17 protein-coding genes are annotated in these 17,322 nt (G+C 53.8%); 3 read left to right on the forward strand and 14 right to left on the reverse strand.

Annotation, left to right across the window (positions count from 1 at the left end):
• Position 1: 1 nt before the first annotated feature.
• The 5 genes from WB237_RS20980 to dnaB all read right to left on the reverse strand — a co-directional run bounded on the left by WB237_RS20980 (position 2) and on the right by dnaB (position 5,182).
• Positions 2-355: an MmcQ/YjbR family DNA-binding protein gene (locus WB237_RS20980; protein ID WP_028017929.1), complete on the reverse strand. Its 354-nt coding sequence runs from the start codon at positions 353-355 to the stop codon at positions 2-4.
• Positions 356-471: 116 nt separating this feature from the next.
• Entirely contained in the window at positions 472-1,185 is a 714-nt protein-coding gene (aphA, locus tag WB237_RS20985) for an acid phosphatase AphA (RefSeq protein ID WP_028017930.1), read from the reverse strand.
• A gap of 175 nt (positions 1,186-1,360) precedes the next feature.
• The gene (gene tyrB, locus WB237_RS20990) at positions 1,361-2,554 is read right to left on the reverse strand and encodes an aromatic amino acid transaminase (RefSeq protein ID WP_336216069.1); all 1,194 of its coding nucleotides are present in this window, start codon (positions 2,552-2,554) and stop codon (positions 1,361-1,363) included.
• A gap of 119 nt (positions 2,555-2,673) precedes the next feature.
• Complete coding sequence (gene alr / locus WB237_RS20995) at positions 2,674-3,753, reverse strand: alanine racemase (protein WP_336216072.1); 1,080 nt, start codon at positions 3,751-3,753, stop codon at positions 2,674-2,676.
• Between the two features lie 16 nt (positions 3,754-3,769).
• On the reverse strand, positions 3,770-5,182 hold the full coding sequence (gene dnaB / locus WB237_RS21000) for a replicative DNA helicase (protein WP_025757838.1): 1,413 nt from the start codon (positions 5,180-5,182) through the stop codon (positions 3,770-3,772).
• A gap of 66 nt (positions 5,183-5,248) precedes the next feature.
• On the opposite strand from dnaB, the gene WB237_RS21005 reads away from it, so the two are divergent.
• The gene (locus tag WB237_RS21005) at positions 5,249-6,232 is read left to right on the forward strand and encodes a quinone oxidoreductase (RefSeq protein WP_114979540.1); all 984 of its coding nucleotides are present in this window, start codon (positions 5,249-5,251) and stop codon (positions 6,230-6,232) included.
• Between the two features lie 184 nt (positions 6,233-6,416).
• Here the strand turns inward: WB237_RS21005 and pspG are convergent, their stop codons facing one another.
• The 4 genes from pspG to WB237_RS21025 all read right to left on the reverse strand — a co-directional run bounded on the left by pspG (position 6,417) and on the right by WB237_RS21025 (position 9,779).
• Entirely contained in the window at positions 6,417-6,659 is a 243-nt protein-coding gene (gene pspG / locus WB237_RS21010; protein ID WP_028017934.1) for an envelope stress response protein PspG, read from the reverse strand.
• Between the two features lie 136 nt (positions 6,660-6,795).
• Complete coding sequence (gene dusA, locus WB237_RS21015) at positions 6,796-7,791, reverse strand: tRNA dihydrouridine(20/20a) synthase DusA (protein WP_336216076.1); 996 nt, start codon at positions 7,789-7,791, stop codon at positions 6,796-6,798.
• An 81-nt stretch (positions 7,792-7,872) separates the two neighbouring features.
• Positions 7,873-9,120: a conjugal transfer protein TraF gene (locus WB237_RS21020; RefSeq protein WP_336216078.1), complete on the reverse strand. Its 1,248-nt coding sequence runs from the start codon at positions 9,118-9,120 to the stop codon at positions 7,873-7,875.
• A gap of 170 nt (positions 9,121-9,290) precedes the next feature.
• Complete coding sequence (locus tag WB237_RS21025; RefSeq protein WP_336216080.1) at positions 9,291-9,779, reverse strand: cupin domain-containing protein; 489 nt, start codon at positions 9,777-9,779, stop codon at positions 9,291-9,293.
• A 115-nt stretch (positions 9,780-9,894) separates the two neighbouring features.
• On the opposite strand from WB237_RS21025, the gene zur reads away from it, so the two are divergent.
• Positions 9,895-10,407, forward strand: coding sequence for a zinc uptake transcriptional repressor Zur (gene zur, locus WB237_RS21030; protein WP_336216081.1), 513 nt, complete (start codon positions 9,895-9,897; stop codon positions 10,405-10,407).
• A gap of 66 nt (positions 10,408-10,473) precedes the next feature.
• On the opposite strand, the gene WB237_RS21035 is transcribed toward zur, so the two are convergent.
• The 4 genes from WB237_RS21035 to WB237_RS21050 form a co-directional block, all read right to left on the reverse strand.
• The gene (locus WB237_RS21035; protein WP_028017939.1) at positions 10,474-10,683 is read right to left on the reverse strand and encodes a CsbD family protein; all 210 of its coding nucleotides are present in this window, start codon (positions 10,681-10,683) and stop codon (positions 10,474-10,476) included.
• Between the two features lie 118 nt (positions 10,684-10,801).
• Positions 10,802-12,139, reverse strand: coding sequence for an MATE family efflux transporter DinF (dinF, locus tag WB237_RS21040; protein WP_336216084.1), 1,338 nt, complete (start codon positions 12,137-12,139; stop codon positions 10,802-10,804).
• Positions 12,140-12,202: 63 nt separating this feature from the next.
• Complete coding sequence (gene lexA, locus WB237_RS21045; protein ID WP_025757830.1) at positions 12,203-12,811, reverse strand: transcriptional repressor LexA; 609 nt, start codon at positions 12,809-12,811, stop codon at positions 12,203-12,205.
• A gap of 108 nt (positions 12,812-12,919) precedes the next feature.
• On the reverse strand, positions 12,920-13,288 hold the full coding sequence (locus WB237_RS21050; protein WP_023334158.1) for a diacylglycerol kinase: 369 nt from the start codon (positions 13,286-13,288) through the stop codon (positions 12,920-12,922).
• A 154-nt stretch (positions 13,289-13,442) separates the two neighbouring features.
• On the opposite strand from WB237_RS21050, the gene plsB reads away from it, so the two are divergent.
• Positions 13,443-15,863: a glycerol-3-phosphate 1-O-acyltransferase PlsB gene (plsB, locus tag WB237_RS21055; protein WP_108089402.1), complete on the forward strand. Its 2,421-nt coding sequence runs from the start codon at positions 13,443-13,445 to the stop codon at positions 15,861-15,863.
• Between the two features lie 117 nt (positions 15,864-15,980).
• Here the strand turns inward: plsB and gntU are convergent, their stop codons facing one another.
• A complete protein-coding gene (gntU, locus tag WB237_RS21060; RefSeq protein WP_336216090.1) occupies positions 15,981-17,321 on the reverse strand; it encodes a gluconate transporter in 1,341 nt (446 codons plus the stop codon).
• Position 17,322 lies beyond the last annotated feature (1 nt).

The following is a 17,322-nucleotide window of genomic DNA, read 5'->3' on the forward strand; positions in this document are numbered from 1 at the left end:
GTCACACGGAAAGCTGCTGTCGGGTCGTTTCCGGCAGCAGTTCAACCGCCTGCTTGTACGATGCATCCACCAGATAGTAAATTTGCGAGCCCGGCAGAGAACCATCGAGGTAGACAGTGCTCCAGTGAGCCTTGTTGAGATGCTGGCTCGGTCGGACGTCATGGTGCTGCTGGCGTAATAAATCAGCCAGTTCCGGGCTGGTTTTCAGTGCAGCCGCCGGACGGCCTTCAACCTCTTTCACCATCGCAAACAGCACGTCACCCACTTTGATCTGCGTGGCTTTCCAGTCGCTGTGGACGCTTTGTTCCGCGCCGGGCTTACTCATGCAGTACTGGAGTATCTCCGAAATTGTCATCTTAGCTCCCCTCTAAATGGGTTGGACACGGCCTGAGTTCCTGCCTCTTTAAGTGTGCAGCAAGACGACAAAAGGTAAACCCGGCAGGCGCGATTTGTACAAAAAACCAGCATACCTCAGTATTCAGAATTAACAATCACCTCTTCACCAAATTTCCCGGCCATCGGCAGTGGTCGATAGGTCGAATTAGAGGCGCGTAACACCCTGATCCCTCTGGCCCCCACATCATGCGCGGCCGTGATATCGTTATCAGAATCGCCATAAAACACTTTGATATTTTTCTGCTCCAGCCACTGCGTTTTGCTGTTCTGACCGGGTTTATCTCCCGCAAAAATGACCGGATTCATGTTAGCGGCAGGGATCAGAAAATCGTCCTGCAAGGTTTTAGATACTGTTTCCGTTTTGGTCTGGCTGCGTCCGGTAACAAAGTAAATGCTGTCGCCGCGCTTAACATGCATGGCAATAAGCGATCGGGCGACCTCTTTCGGGATACTGAACTCATCCCAGCCGTTGTTCATTTTTTCCCAGAACTCCGGGTTTTTCAGATAGTCTTCGCTGTCCGGTGAATATGTTTTCTTACCGCGCCAGAAACCCGGGCTTGAGAACAGGACAGTATCGTCAATATCGAAGCCCACGGCCATTGGCGGACGCCCCATCAGACTGTTTTCGATTTGTGCCACAGAGACCCAGTGAACAGGTGCCTGCTCGGCAAGGATGGCGGCGGTGGTTCCGGTGTAAAGCGGCGTCGGCGCGGAAGCTCGCGCAACGACTGCGCTATTAAGCGAGAACAATAAGCAGGCGGCGCTGAGCGCCAGTGTGATCTTGCGCATGTTTTCCCCTGAATATTCAGTTTGTTATCGTTTTATTTTGAGCGAATGGTCAAAAAACTATCCGACCATAACCCCAGCGGGAAGCGAAGGAAAGGAGTTTTTGCTTATGGATCAGCGAAAAAGAAGAAAGATCACATTCTCTTCTTCTGAAAGAAGAGAGAATGTGATCACTTACTTACATTACAGCAGCAAAGGCCTGCGCCACGCGCTGAACATTGCTGGCATTCAGCCCCGCCACGCACATACGGCCGCTGGCAATCAGATAGACGCCGAACTCTTCGCGCAGACGATCAACCTGAGCGGCACTCAGCCCGGTATAGCTGAACATCCCGCGCTGCTTGAGCAGATAGTCGAAGTTATGGCCCGGCACGGCCTCTTTCAGGACGTTAACCAGCTCCTGACGCATCGCCAGAATGCGCGTACGCATTGATTCCACTTCAGCAAGCCAGGATGCTTTCAGTTGCGCATCACCAAGAACCGTGGCGACGACCTGCGCACCAAAGTTTGGCGGGCTGGAGTAAATGCGGCGCACCGTCGCCTTCAGCTGACCCAGCACGCGGCTGGCGGCTTCGGCATCTTCACACACCACGGACAGACCGCCGACGCGTTCACCGTACAGAGAGAAGATTTTAGAGAAAGAGTTACTCACCAGCGCCGGCAGACCTGCGCTGGTAACGGCGCGAATGGCGTAAGCATCTTCTTCCATGCCTGCGCCAAAGCCCTGATAGGCAATGTCGAGGAACGGGATAAGATTACGCGCTTTCAGTACCTCAATTACTGCATCCCACTGGTCATTAGTGAGGTCCGCGCCGGTCGGGTTATGGCAACATGGATGCAGCAGCACAATACTGCGCTCCGGCAAGGTGTGCAGTTTTTCCAGTAATGCCTCTACACGCACACCGTTGGTTTCGTTGTCGAACCATGGATAAGTCGCGACCTTAAAACCTGCGCCTTCAAAGATAGCCACGTGGTTTTCCCACGTAGGATCACTGACCCACACCCCGGAATCCGGGAAGTATTTTTTCAGGAAGTCTGCGCCGACTTTTAGCGCACCCGATCCGCCAAGCGTCTGGATGGTGGCGACACGTTTTTGCGCGAGCACCGGATGATCGGCACCAAACAGCAGCGGTGCGATAGTGTTACGGTAAGTATTTAACCCTTCCATCGGCAGATAAAGCGATGCGCCATGCGGTACAGCGTTAAGGCGTGCTTCAGCTTCGGCAACGGCTTTTAATTGAGGAATAATGCCATCCTCGTTGTAATACAGACCGATACTGAGGTTCACTTTGTCGCTGCGAGGATCTTCTTTGAAACGCTCCATTAAGGAGAGAATGGGGTCGCCGGCATAGGCGTCAACTTTCTGAAACACGCGATGATTCTCCGGAATTCGATGAGGCAGGGATTTCAACAATAAACCGGATATGGCAGAAGATCGAGGGGATGTTAATAAACGTGGAGTGAGAGTAACACTCTCACTCCAGCAATAAGTTAATCTACGTACTTCATCGCCACCCGCGACGTCAGGCGTGTAATAAGTTCGTAAGCACTCACTTTCGTGATTTCAGCAATGCGTTCAACGGGCAGGCCATCACCCCACATCACCACTGCGTCACCCGCTTTCTCCTGCGCTTCCGGCCCCAGATCGACGCAAATCATGTCCATCGCCACGCGACCAACAATCTTCACTTCGCGACCATTAACCAACACTGGCGTACCCGACGGTGCGGCACGTGGATAGCCATCACCATAGCCCATCGCCACAACGCCTAACCGGGTATCACGCTCGCTGATCCAGGTTCCACCGTAGCCTACGGGTTCACCCGCTTTGTGCTCACGCACGGCAATCAGGTTAGACACCAATGACATCACCGGCTGGAAGCCAAAATCCGGTCCCCAGGGTTTGTTCTCCAGCGGCGATACGCCGTAAAGAATAATGCCCGGACGCGCCCAGTCGAAGTGGGATTGCGGCCACAGCAAAATACCACCAGACGCGGCAATCGAGCGCATTCCCGGCTTACCTTCACAGAAGGTATTAAAGATATCGAGCTGTTGTTCGGTCGCACCACATTCAGGCTCATCAGCACGAGCAAAGTGACTGACGATGTTCACTGGCTGGCGCACATTTTTGCACTGGCATAAACGCTGATAAAACGCTTGTGCGTTTTCCGGACGGACGCCCAGTCGGTGCATGCCCGTATCGAGCTTCATCCACACGGTTACCGGCTCGCTTAACTCGGCGGTTTCCAGCGCAGCCAGCTGTTCTTCGTTGTGAACGGCGGTGTGCAGGTGCTGATCGGCAATAGTGGGCAAATCAGTGGCTTCGAAAAAGCCTTCCAGCAACAAAATGGGTTGTGTGATCCCACCCGCACGCAGTCGGATGGCTTCTTCAAGACGGGCGACGCCAAAGGCGTCGGCATCGGGGAGCGTTCGCGCGGTCTCAAGAAGACCGTGTCCGTAAGCGTTCGCTTTCACGACTGCAACGAGCTTACTGGCGGGAGCCAGTTCACGCAGACGTTGCAGGTTGTGTCGCAGAGCGCGGCGGTTAATGACTACTGTTGCCGCTTGCATTTGAATTCCTTAGAAATTACTCATCATCATATTGAGGACCGGCATAGTTGTCGAAACGCGACCACTGTCCGTTAAAGGTCAAACGTACCGTACCGATTGGGCCGTTACGTTGCTTACCTATAATAATTTCGGCGATCCCTTTCAGGTCGCTGTTCTCGTGATAAACCTCATCACGGTAAATAAACATGATTAAGTCAGCATCCTGCTCGATGGAGCCAGACTCACGCAGGTCGGAGTTGACCGGGCGTTTGTCGGCGCGTTGTTCCAGGGAGCGGTTAAGCTGTGAGAGTGCCACCACGGGCACGTGCAGCTCTTTGGCTAACGCCTTGAGTGAGCGGGAAATCTCTGCAATTTCCAGCGTACGGTTGTCGGAGAGCGACGGGACGCGCATCAGCTGAAGGTAGTCGATCATGATAAGGCCGATACCGCCGTGTTCACGGGCGATACGACGCGCGCGGGAGCGGACTTCCGTCGGCGTCAGACCGGAGGAGTCATCAATATAGATATTCCGTTTTTCCAGCAGTATGCCCATGGTACCGGAGATCCGCGCCCAATCTTCGTCATCCAGCTGACCGGTACGAATGCGGGTCTGATCCACGCGCGAGAGTGACGCCAGGGAACGCATCATAATCTGCTCGGAGGGCATCTCAAGACTGAAAATCAGCACCGGCTTATCCTGCAACATCGCCGCATTTTCGACGAGGTTCATCGCAAATGTCGTTTTACCCATCGACGGACGCGCCGCGACGATAATCAGATCCGACGGCTGCAGGCCAGCAGTTTTCTTATTGAGATCATCATAACCGGTGTTCACACCGGTCACACCGTCATGTGGCTGCTGGAACAGTTGTTCGATACGGGCGACGGTGGCGTCGAGCACATCAGCAATGTTTTTCGGGCCTTCATCTTTATTTGCACGGCTTTCCGCGATTTTAAAGACCCGGGATTCGGCGAGATCGAGCAGATCTTCACTGGTGCGCCCCTGCGGATCAAAACCAGCCTCGGCGATCTCATTCGCCACCGAGATCATCTCACGCACTACAGCACGTTCACGCACGATATCGGCGTATGCACTGATATTCGCCGCACTTGGTGTATTTTTCGATAATTCTGCCAGGTAGGCAAACCCACCGACGCTGTCCAGTTGTCCCTGTCGCTCCAGCGATTCCGCAAGTGTGATCAGGTCAATCGGGCTGCCCGACTCCTGCAGACGCGCCATTTCGGTAAAGATATGACGATGCGGTCGGGTGTAGAAATCCTCAGACACCACGCGCTCAGCGACGTCGTCCCAGCGTTCGTTATCCAGCATTAAACCGCCCAACACCGACTGTTCCGCTTCAATCGAGTGCGGCGGGACTTTTAAGCCTGCGACCTGGTAATCACGCTCGCGAGGTTCAGTCTGTTTGTTGAAGGGTTTGTTTCCTGCCATAGTGAATGGAGTTACCGAGATAAAGAGTGGGTCGAAAGATTACCATATTTTTCTTACGGAGGGAGCATGGCAACGCGCATTGAATTCCAGAAACACGGTGGGCCAGAAGTGCTGAAAGCGGTGGAATTTACCCCTGTAGCACCAGGCGAAAACGAAGTTCAGGTTGAAAACAAGGCCATAGGTATCAACTACATTGATACCTATATTCGCGGAGGCCTCTACCCGCCTCCGTCACTGCCGAGCGGCCTGGGTACCGAAGCGGCAGGAGTGGTTATCAAAACTGGCCATGCCGTTAAGCACCTTAAAGAGGGCGATCGCGTGGTGTACGCCCAATCTGCTCTGGGGGCATACAGTTCCGTCCACAACGTCCCGGCGGATAAAGCCGCCCTGCTGCCCAACGCCATCTCCTTTGAGCAAGCTGCCGCCTCATTTCTGAAAGGGCTTACGGTCTATTACCTGCTGCGTAAAACCTACGAAATTAAACCTGACGAGCAGTTCCTGTTTCATGCCGCTGCGGGTGGTGTGGGGCTGATCGCGTGCCAGTGGGCAAAAGCGCTGGGGGCGAAACTGATCGGTACCGTGGGCAATGCGCAAAAAGCGCAGCGCGCCTTGCAGGCGGGAGCCTGGCAGGTAATTAACTATCGTGAAGAAAACATTGTCGAGCGGCTGAAAGAAATCACCAACGGCAAAAAAGTGCGAGTGGTATATGACTCGGTGGGGAAAGACACATGGGAAGCGTCTCTCGATTGCCTGCAGCGCCGCGGGCTAATGGTGAGCTTCGGGAATGCGTCAGGTGCTGTGACCGGGGTTAACCTTGGCATTCTGAACCAGAAAGGCTCACTGTATGTGACTCGCCCTTCCCTGCAAGGTTACATCACTAACCGGGAAGAGCTTGAGGAAGCCAGTAACGAGCTGTTCTCGCTGATCGCCAGTGGGGTAATTAAAGTGGATGTGGCAGATGCACAGAAATATCCGCTTGCCGATGCACAGCGCGCGCATGAGGTACTTGAGAGCAGGGTGACGCAGGGTTCAAGTCTGTTAATTCCCTGAATCCAGAAAAGAAATGGGGCTTCCCTGAGGAAGCCCTTTCTTTTTTTAGTTCGGCTGTATGTAGGGTACAGCTCGATGAATTCTTTAGCGGCAGTCATAGTGACAGATTCGATAAGTAAATCCTATTCTGTTCTAAGCAATGCCACCAGAAAAGTTACAAGTATGTGACGAACCCCTCAATACCTTAGTAACGAAAGCGGTTATTGCGCTGATAAGTGGACACTTTTGGCGTTTTAATCGCCCGTATCACCCACACCACCACAATAGCCAGCAGCAGCCACGGCAACAGCTTGATCGTCAGGGCAAATAATCCACCGATAAACATCACCACCGTGGCGACAACGATAGCGGCCAGAATGCCGAGCAGCGAAACGCCCGTGGCTAATAGCATGACGAAAAAGCCAATCACAAAAAGTAGTTCCAGCATGTTTTTCTCCCACACGCTCCTGAGTAATGCAGTAAGCATTACAAAAAGCATGCCAAAACTAACCCATTGTTCTAAAAGCAAAACGCCCCGCAAAAATTTGCAGGGCGTGGTGAATTTGACGATCTTTTAGCGAAATTTATCGCTTATCAGCCACCAGTCTCAGCGCATGTTCCAGCACCTCGATGTCGGCACCGGCTTTATGCGCGTTCTCGCTCAGGTAACGACGCCACTGACGCGCGCCCGGAATGCCCTGGAACAGGCCAAGCATGTGGCGGGTAATATGGCCGAGATATGTGCCATTGCTCAGCTCGCGTTCGATGTACGGATACATGGCACGAACCACCGCAACCGGATCGGTATCTGCGCCTTCTACACCGTAGATTTCGCAATCGACCGTCGCCAGAATGCCCGGGTTTTGATACGCCTCGCGACCGACCATCACGCCATCCATATGTTCCAGATGCGCTTTGGCCTCTTCCAGCGACTTGATGCCGCCGTTGATCGACATCGTCAGGTGCGGGAAGTCACGCTTTAGTTGATACACGCGCGGGTAGTCCAGTGGCGGGATTTCACGGTTCTCTTTCGGGCTGAGGCCAGAGAGCCAGGCTTTACGTGCATGGATGATGAACATCTCACACTCACCTTTTCCGGATACCGTATTAATGAAATCACACAGGAATTCGTAGCTGTCCTGGTCGTCAATGCCGATACGGGTTTTGACCGTGACCGGAATGGAGACGACATCGCGCATCGCCTTAATGCAATCCGCCACCAGTTGTGCATTCCCCATCAGGCACGCGCCAAACATACCGTTTTGCACGCGGTCAGACGGGCAGCCAACGTTGAGGTTGATCTCGTCGTAGCCACGCGCTTCTGCCAGCTTCGCGCACTGCGCCAGCGCGGCCGGATCGCTGCCGCCCAGCTGCAGGGCAACCGGATGCTCTTCTTCGCTATAGGCCAGATAGTCGCCCTTACCGTGAATAATTGCCCCGGTGGTCACCATTTCGGTGTACAGCAGCGTATGGCGGGAGAGCTGACGCAGGAAGTAGCGGCAGTGTCTGTCCGTCCAGTCGAGCATTGGCGCAATGGAGAAACGGTGTGCAGGGAAAGCAGTCTGTAATTCTGACGACATGGCGAAGTTTTAAGCATCTGGTGAAAAGGGGCGCTACTATAGCACAAAGAAAAGCCGGAGGCGCAGCGCCTCCGGTGGACTTTAGAACGTCATGCTCAGTTGCGCCCCCGCACCCCAGGTTTCGTCTTCACCATACAGACCCATCAGGTCGATATGAACCGTGTTAAGCGGTGCAAAGCCCACACCTGCGGTAAAGACATTGCTGTCATTGTCTTTCACATCAGCACGATAACCTGCGCGAACCGCCAGCCAGCTCAATGGCGTCACTTCCGCACCCACGCCAACATATTGGGAGTTCTCTTCGCTTTTAAAACCTTTGGTTTCGGTCAGGTCACCATCCGCCGTCAGTGTCAGGAGATCGGTATGCCAGGCCGCACCCGCCGTAACGACAGGGCTGATTTGGTAAGTATCGCGCACGCCATCCACCTCTTTGGTGTCGATATCACGCGAGAACAGGTTTTTACCGGTCAAACCCACCGTCCAGTTTTCGCCGAAATCAGCAGCAAGGCCGGCATCAACGTTAAACCCGGTATCGTCGTTGCGATAGCGACTGCTGTTGATATCGCCACTGTCAAAGTTGTAGATCGAGACCGTGTAGTTGTAGAGCCAGGTCTGTTGCAGCTTAGGAGTGATACCCACGGAAACAGGCACGCCGCTGATATCAAACTGACGCGCCACTGCAACGCCATAGTCTGAAACGATTGCCGCACGACCAAAACCTTTTGACTTCAAATCATTCGGATTAATGCGAAGCGCTGCAGCAGGAACATCTTCTACCAGGCGTAACTTTTCAATATCGCCCTGATCGATGTAAGAACTCACGCGCGCGCGTGCATTGGCTTTGGCCACGAAAGCCACTGAGAGCACGTCATTAGGAATACTTACAGCGATCCCACCTCCCGCTTTACCGCTGGCGGTTTTCCCTTTCAGTGAATCCAGTTGATCGGCAAGGTCGCCTGCGGCGGCAGAGACCTGTCGCGATGCAGCGCTTGAAGGATTAAGGAGATCGATAAGATTGATATTATCCAGGGTACTGCGATAGTTGCTGACATCATCGCTGATGTCATCAATCTTATCGCGCAGATTGTCTTTATCTGAAATTTGCGCACCGATAGATGGCAGGATCACTGTAATACCATCGTCAGGTTTCGCCTTTGCAAGCAACGCCGGGTTGATTAACACCCCGCTGCCATAGCTCCCAGCCGCGACCCCAGTTCCCCCCATCGCATCGCTACGTGCTTCTGTCCAGGTATTGGCTGCTCCAGCCTGATTTGCCATAAACAAGGAGACGGCGATGCTAACCACCAAAAATTTAAAATGTTTTTTCACAGTATGCTCGTCTTATAGTCTGTTATGAAATAACCCCTGTCTGTTATCACCCAAACAGGTACGAACTATTGCTGTGAATAAGTACAAAAAGACCCGCCATTTCCTTAAGTTAAATTCTAACCAGACCTGTTGTAATTTGTGACGGTCCTCAATATTTATAGAAGAGGAAATTATTTTTTCCCAGGTTTTCCATCATGCGGCCCGAAAAACTGGGGCGGGTGATCGACCCAGCGATCTTCTCGCGTGGCGGCATACACTGGGTTGAGCGGATAGTAGATGCGGTTGTGCTTCTTGTTGGCTTCGCCAACTACCAGGAGTCGAACCTCTTCGTCTGTGTTGTTGATAAAGGTGTGGCAGACGCCGGTTCCGGCGGGAAACCCTACGCTATCGCCAGGTTCAAGCTTCCACAAATAGCCATTAATCCAGGCTTCAGGATATCCTTCAAGCACGTAAATGAACTCTTCTTCGTCGCTTTCCGCATGGGGATAGGATGTCCGACGTCCGGGGGGTAAACGCTCATGATGGATGCCAATACGCCCAAGCCCGAGCTTGCGAGCCAACGGCGCACCTATGGAAAAACGCTCGTCACTGTCGGGATAAGTTGAGTTATCAGCGTCTTCCACATCGCGCCAGTGTCGAATACAGTCAGGTCTTTTCATTGTTCGTTTCCCGGTTTGCAATGCGTCAGGTATAGCACAGACAGGCGGATCTCGGTGTTTTTAGCAGAACATGATAAAGTGAGGGTTTTCCGTCCTATAACATCCGGGGTGCTAAATGGATAAGTCCACAAAAGAGCTGTTAGCGCAGGCCGAAAAGCTCTGCGCGCAACGCAATGTGCGCCTGACTCCGCAGCGCCTTGAGGTATTACGCCTGATGAGCCTGCAACAGGGAGCCATCAGCGCGTACGATCTGCTCGACCTGCTCCGCGAAAGCGAGCCGCAGGCCAAACCGCCTACGGTTTATCGCGCGCTGGATTTCCTGCTGGAACAAGGGTTCGTGCATAAGGTTGAATCCACAAACAGCTATGTGCTGTGCCACCTGTTTGACCAGCCAACCCATACATCAGCCATGTTTATCTGCGACCGCTGCGGCGTGGTAAAAGAAGAAGGGGCTGAAGGTGTCGAAGACATTATGCATACGCTGGCGGCCAAAATGGGCTTTGCCTTGCGTCATAACGTTATTGAAGCACACGGCCTGTGCTCTGCCTGTGTCGAAGTGGAATCATGCAGCCATCACGATAAGTGCCAGCACGACCACACAATTCTTGTGAAGAAAAAACCTCGCTAGCAACCAAAAAGGCGGCTCATGGCCGCCCTCAGGGTGTACTTCCTTGTACTTTCGGGTATAACCCGGTTACCAGCGGTAGTCGTTGCGTTTTTCCCAGTCGCCGACTTCCTTTTCCGCCTGGTCTTTTGCGTAGCCGTACCGCTCCTGGATTTTACCGACAAGCTGATCGCGTTTACCTTCAATGACTGTCATATCGTCATCTGTCAGCTTACCCCACTGTTCTTTCGCTTTACCTTTGAACTGCTTCCAGTTGCCGCTGATTTCGTCTTTATTCATCATCGTGTCCTCATGTTAAGCGTTAGGTCGTAACGTCCGTTACGTTTTTTCTGCTGGACGTGATAATTATTGTAGTTAAGGATTCTGTGGTTAATTTCATATTCGGAATCTTTAACCGTCATGATATATCGGGGCGCGAGGGAAACCAGGTGTTGTTTCGCCAGTGACGGTGCCAGATAAAGGCCAGAGACAGCCCCCGCAACGAGAGGAAAACGGCCAACGCCAGCCACAAACCGTGATTGCCAAGCCAGGGGAGCGTCAGCAACGTCAGACCAAACCCTGCTGCTGCCACCGCCATACTGTTACGCATTTCGGCTCCGCGCGTCGCACCAATAAACATGCCGTCCAGCAGATAACACCAGACACCGACTACCGGTAAGATCACCTGCCAGATGAGATAGTGGCTCGCCAGTTCACGCAGTGTGGGAAGTGAGGTGAGTAATGCAATGATCTGCTCGCCAAAAACGGCATAAACCAGACCAAATGCCAGCGCCACCAACCCCGACTGACGACAGGCTGCCCGCCAGACATCCTGAAGCTGCCCGCTTTCGCGCGCACCATATGCCTGGCCGGAATGTGCTTCCACAGCATAGGCAAAACCGTCCAGCGCGTAGGCGGTAAAGGTCAGTAGCGTCATCAATACGGCATTGACCGCGACGATGTCTGGCCCCAGCCGAGCCCCGAAAACCGTCAGCGCGCCAAAACAGAGCTGGAGGAGAAGTGAGCGCAGCATGATGTCACGGTTGAGTGCCAGCAGCTTACGGATATTGCCGCGCCATGCGGTTTTGAGTAGCGCAAGAGAGATCCCGCGCATCGCCAGCACACGCCAGACCATCCACAGGCCGATGATAAAAGTCCCGTATTCGGCAATTGCCGTCGCCAGTGCAGCCCCCTGCACGTTCATATGCAGACCCATTACCAGCCAGACATCAAGCACAATGTTGAGAAGGTTTCCCACTACCAGCAAAATGACGGGCGCGCGGGCATACTGCACGCCCAGTAACCATCCCAGCAGAACCAGGTTAGCCAGCGATGCGGGCGCACTGAGCCAGCGGATTTCAAGGAAACGTCTCGCCTGCTCCAGCACCGCCTCGTTACCGCCAACGATATGAAGCGCGAGGTCAATCAGGGGCGAGCGCAATACAACGATTAATGCCCCCGCACCAAGCGCCAGAATGAGTGGCTGCACCAGCGCGCGCGCCAGACGCAACGGATCTTTTGCACCATACGCCTGTGCCGTGAGTCCGGTAGTACTCATGCGCAAAAAGAGCAGCAGCATAAACAGGAAGCTGGTTGCCGTCGCGCCAATCGCCACACCGCCAAGATAAACAGGTGAATCCAGATGACCAATAACAGCAGTATCGACCAGACCCAGCAGGGGCACGGTGATATTGGAAAAAATCATCGGCAGTGCAAGACGCCACAATGCCTTATCTGATGCCGTCAGCAGTGACATGAAAAATACCGGGAGAGGTAAAGGAATCAGGCTACAGCAACGCCGTAGCCTGTCAGGAAGAGATTACAGCCATTCGCCGTTGCGAATCACCCCTACTGCCAGCCCTTCGATAGAGAAATTCTGTTCGCGAAGATCCACCACAATCGGGGAGAATTCGCTGTTCTCAGGCAGCAGCTGTACGGTATTACCCTGTTTTTTCAGACGCTTAACGGTCACTTCGTCATCAATACGCGCGACCACAACCTGACCGTTTCGCACATCCTGCGTTTTGTGAACCGCAAGCAGATCACCGTCAAGAATACCGATGTCTTTCATCGACATGCCGCTTACGCGCAGCAGGAAATCAGCGCTCGGTTTAAACATGCCCGGATCAACCTGGTAGTGACCTTCAATATGCTGCTGTGCCAGTAAAGGCTCACCGGCAGCAACACGCCCCACCAGCGGAATGCCCGTCTCTTCTTCCACCAGCAGACGGATACCGCGTGACGCGCCCGAAACAATCTCAATCACGCCCTTACGCGCCAGCGCTTTCAGGTGTTCTTCAGCAGCATTCGGAGAACGGAAGCCCAGACGCTGAGCGATTTCCGCACGCGTGGGTGGCATACCCGTCTGGCCGATATGATCCCGGATGAGATCAAACACCTCTTGCTGCCTGGTCGTTAACGCTTTCATTCCGCCCCCTGGGTGTATATACAGTTATGCTGTGAGTATATACAGTCAAAGGCGATTTTGGAACCAAAAACTGCACAAAAAACCAGGGACTTAATTATTCCTCGAGGCTCATCGGAAATGTGACCAAAGCAGCGTGACCCAAGTAATCACCGCAGTAATAATCGCCAGCAACACGGCAGCGGAGCCCATGTCTTTTGCCCGGCCAGAGAGCTCATGGAAATCTGAGCCAATCCGGTCAACAACAGCCTCAATAGCGCTATTGAGAATTTCCACTATCATCACCAACAGTACGGAGCCGATTAGAAGAACGCGTGTTATTGCATCAACATCAAGGAAACAGGCGATAATCACCGCGATGATAGCGGCGACGCCCTCCTGGCGAAAGGCGGCTTCATTGATCCACGCGGCACGGAAACCTTTCCAGGAATAGCCGGCGGCTTTGATGATTCGGGTTAACCCAGTGGTATTATTGGCCATTAAAAGAACCTTTTATTGGAAATAGCGTCAGTAACCAGAGTGGCAGCGCGTTTCGCTGCCGCCTGAAGTATGACGGGTAACAACAGAAATTTTGCGCGCTTTCTGTTATCCTTGCGCCGCAATTGCATTATTAACCAGAGGCTTTACATCGTTTATGTCCGGCTGGCCACGAATTTACTACAAATTACTTAATTTACCATTAAGCATCCTGGTAAAAAGCAAGTCTATCCCAGCAGAACCCGCGCTGGAATTAGGGCTCGATACGTCGCGCCCCATTATGTACGTTTTGCCTTATAACTCGAAGGCAGACTTACTGACGCTTCGCGCCCAATGCCTGGCGCATGACTTACCTGACCCGCTTGAACCGCTTGAAGTTGACGGTACACTGCTGCCGCGCTACGTGTTCATTCACGGTGGACCGCGCGTGTTTACCTATTACACGCCAAAAGAAGAGTCCATCAAGCTGTTCCATGACTATCTCGACCTGCACCGCAGCAATCCTGATCTGGATGTGCAGATGGTGCCAGTATCGGTGATGTTTGGTCGTCGCCCGGGTCGTGAAAAAGGTGAAGAGAATCCACCGCTGCGCATGCTTAACGGCATCCAGAAGTTCTTCGCGGTCTCCTGGCTGGGACGCGACAGTTTTGTACGTTTCTCCCCTTCCGTTTCGCTGCGTCGAATGGCGGACGAGCATGGCACCGACAAGATCATCGCGCAAAAACTGGCGCGCGTAGCGCGAATGCACTTCGCCCGTCAGCGCCTCGCTGCCGTCGGGCCGCGTCTCCCGGCGCGTCAGGATCTGTTCAACAAGCTGTTGGCCTCCAAAGCGATTGCCCGTGCCGTTGAAGACGAAGCGCGCAGCAAGAAGATTTCGCATGAGAAAGCCCAGCAGAACGCCATTGCACTGATGGAAGAGATTGCAGCGAACTTCTCTTACGAGATGATTCGCCTGTCTGATCGTATTCTCAGCTTTACCTGGAACCGTCTCTATCAGGGCATCAACGTCCATAACGCCGAGCGTGTACGCCAGCTGGCGCACGATGGCCATGAAATTGTCTATGTCCCCTGCCACCGCAGCCACATGGACTACCTGCTTCTCTCCTATGTGCTCTATCACCAGGGGCTGGTACCGCCGCATATCGCGGCCGGTATTAACCTGAATTTCTGGCCAGCTGGCCCGATTTTCCGCCGTCTGGGGGCCTTCTTTATTCGCCGTACCTTCAAGGGCAATAAGCTCTACTCCACGGTGTTCCGCGAGTATCTGGGTGAGTTGTTCAGCCGCGGATATTCCGTTGAGTACTTTGTGGAAGGTGGTCGCTCCCGTACCGGCCGTCTGCTCGATCCGAAAACCGGCACGCTGTCCATGACCATTCAGGCCATGCTGCGCGGAGGAACTCGTCCAATCACGCTGGTGCCAATCTACATCGGCTATGAGCACGTAATGGAGGTGGGGACTTACGCTAAAGAGCTGCGTGGCGCGACTAAAGAGAAAGAGAGCCTGCCGCAAATGCTGCGCGGTTTGAGCAAGTTACGTAACCTGGGCCAGGGCTACGTGAACTTTGGCGAGCCGATGCCGCTGATGACGTACTTGAACCATCACGTTCCGGAGTGGCGCGAGTCTATCGACCCTATCGAAGCGGTTCGTCCGGCCTGGCTGACGCCAACGGTCAACGGCATCGCGTCTGAGCTGATGGTGCGCATTAACAACGCTGGTGCGGCTAACGCTATGAACCTGTGTTGTACCGCGCTTCTGGCGTCTCGTCAGCGCTCACTGACTCGCGAACAACTGACAGAGCAGCTGGATTGTTATCTCGATATGATGCGTAACGTCCCGTACTCGGTTGACTCGACGGTACCTTCTGCGAGCGCCAGTGAGCTTATCGATCACGCTTTGCAGATGAATAAGTTCGAAGTCGAAAAGGACACGATCGGCGACATCATCATTCTGCCGCGCGAGCAGGCCGTGCTGATGACGTACTATCGCAACAATATCGCCCATATGCTGATGCTACCGTCACTCATGGCAGCTATCATCACCCAGCATCGTCGCATTTCACGTCAGGAGCTGTTGCGTCACGTTGACACGCTCTACCCGATGCTGAAAGCGGAGCTGTTCCTGCGCTGGAGCAAGGATGAGCTGGCTGGCGAGCTGGATAAACTGACGGAAGAACTGCGTCGTCAGGGGCTGATCACCGTTGTGAACGACGAGCTGCACATCAATCCGTCACGTTCCCGTACCCTGCAACTGCTGGCGGCCGGTGCGCGTGAAACGCTGCAGCGTTATGCCATTACATTCTGGTTGCTCAGTGCGAACCCGTCTATCAACCGTGGAACGCTGGAGAAAGAGAGCCGGACGCTGGCACAGCGCCTGTCCGTTCTGCACGGTATTAACGCTCCTGAATTCTTCGACAAAGCGGTCTTCAGTTCACTGGTTCTGACGCTGCGTGATGAAGGCTTTATCAGTGATACGGGCGATGCCGAGCCGGAAGAGACGCTGAAGGTCTACCAGATGCTGGCTGAACTGATTACATCTGATGTGCGTCTGACGATTGAGAGTTCAACGCAGGGCGAGTGATAATAAAAAGCCGGGCGGAGTTTTCACTCTTCCCGGCCTGTTATTCGCAGAATGATTAAGGCCCGGTAAGCGCTAACGCTGCCGGGCCTTATTTTTAGCCTTGGCAAATCGCCGCATTTAGCTCAGCAGCGTAAAGGCAATCATCCCGACAATTGCGCCTGTCGTACCGAGGATGGTTTCCATCAGCGTCCAGGTTTTCAGCGTCTGCGCTTCGGTGGCACCGGTAAATTTACCGAACAGCCAGAAGCCTGCGTCATTCACGTGAGAAACCACGATAGACCCGCCCGCAATACAGATAGACAGCGCAGCCATTTGCGCACCGGAGTAATTCAGCTGTTCAATCACCGGCATCACCAGACCCACTGCGGTTAAACACGCGACGGTCGCAGAACCCTGAATGATACGCACCGCAGCCGCCAGCACGAAGCAGGTCACGGCTATCGGCAAGCCCATTCCGGTCAGCGCTTCACCCAGAGCGGGACCCACGCCGGAATCAACCAGAACCTGCTTGAACACCCCACCCGCACCGATAACCAGCAGAATAATGCCCGCAGGTTGCAGCGCATGACCGCAGATTTCCATTACTTTGTCTTTTGGCATGCCCTGACGCATCGCCAGGCCATAAATCGCCACCAGACACGCCACCAGGATCGCCGTGAACGGATGGCCAATAAACTCAAACCATTCGTACGCGCTGGAACCCACCGGCACAAAGCGCGCGGCAATGGTTTTCAGCCCAACCAGCACCAACGGCAGCAGGATCAGTGACAGACTGAAGCCGAAGGAGGGCATTTTACCTTCGCCGAGGTGCGGCTCAGTGATGTCATCCGGAATGTGCAGTTCAACGTAACGGCTGATGAAGTTGCCCCACAGCGGACCGGCAATAATCATCCCCGGGATTGCCGCACACAGGCCAATCAGAATCATCCAGCCGAAATCAGCGTGCATCTGAGATGCCAGCAGCATCGGTGCTGGCCCAGGCAGCAGGAACGCTGCGGCCGCTGCCACGCCCGCAAACAGCGGGATAACCAGCTTCACGAGGTTAGTCCCGGTGTGACGCGCCATAGAGAACGCCACGCTAATCAGCAACACAACCGCCACTTCAAAGAACAGCGGCAGGGCACAAATCAGACCGGCCAGGCCAATCGCATAATGCGCACGGTTATGTCCGAAGGATTTCAGCATCTTGACGGCTATCTGATCAACAGCGCCTGTCTCATGTAAAATCTTGCCAAACATCGCCCCAAGCGCGACGACAATCGCCAGGAAGCCCAGCGTACCGCCCATCCCTTTTTCCATGGTCGCTGCGATTTTGTCGAGCGGCATACCAGAAAAGAGACCTGCACCAATAGAAACCACCATCAAAGCAACGAAAGCGTGCATACGCGCCTTCATCACTAAAAACAGCAGCAGCAACACGGAACCCACTGCTGTCAAAACAAGCGTTAATGTACTCAAA

The sequence above is a fragment of the Enterobacter sp. P82 genome, from assembly GCF_037053385.1.
Lineage (GTDB): Bacteria > Pseudomonadota > Gammaproteobacteria > Enterobacterales > Enterobacteriaceae > Enterobacter.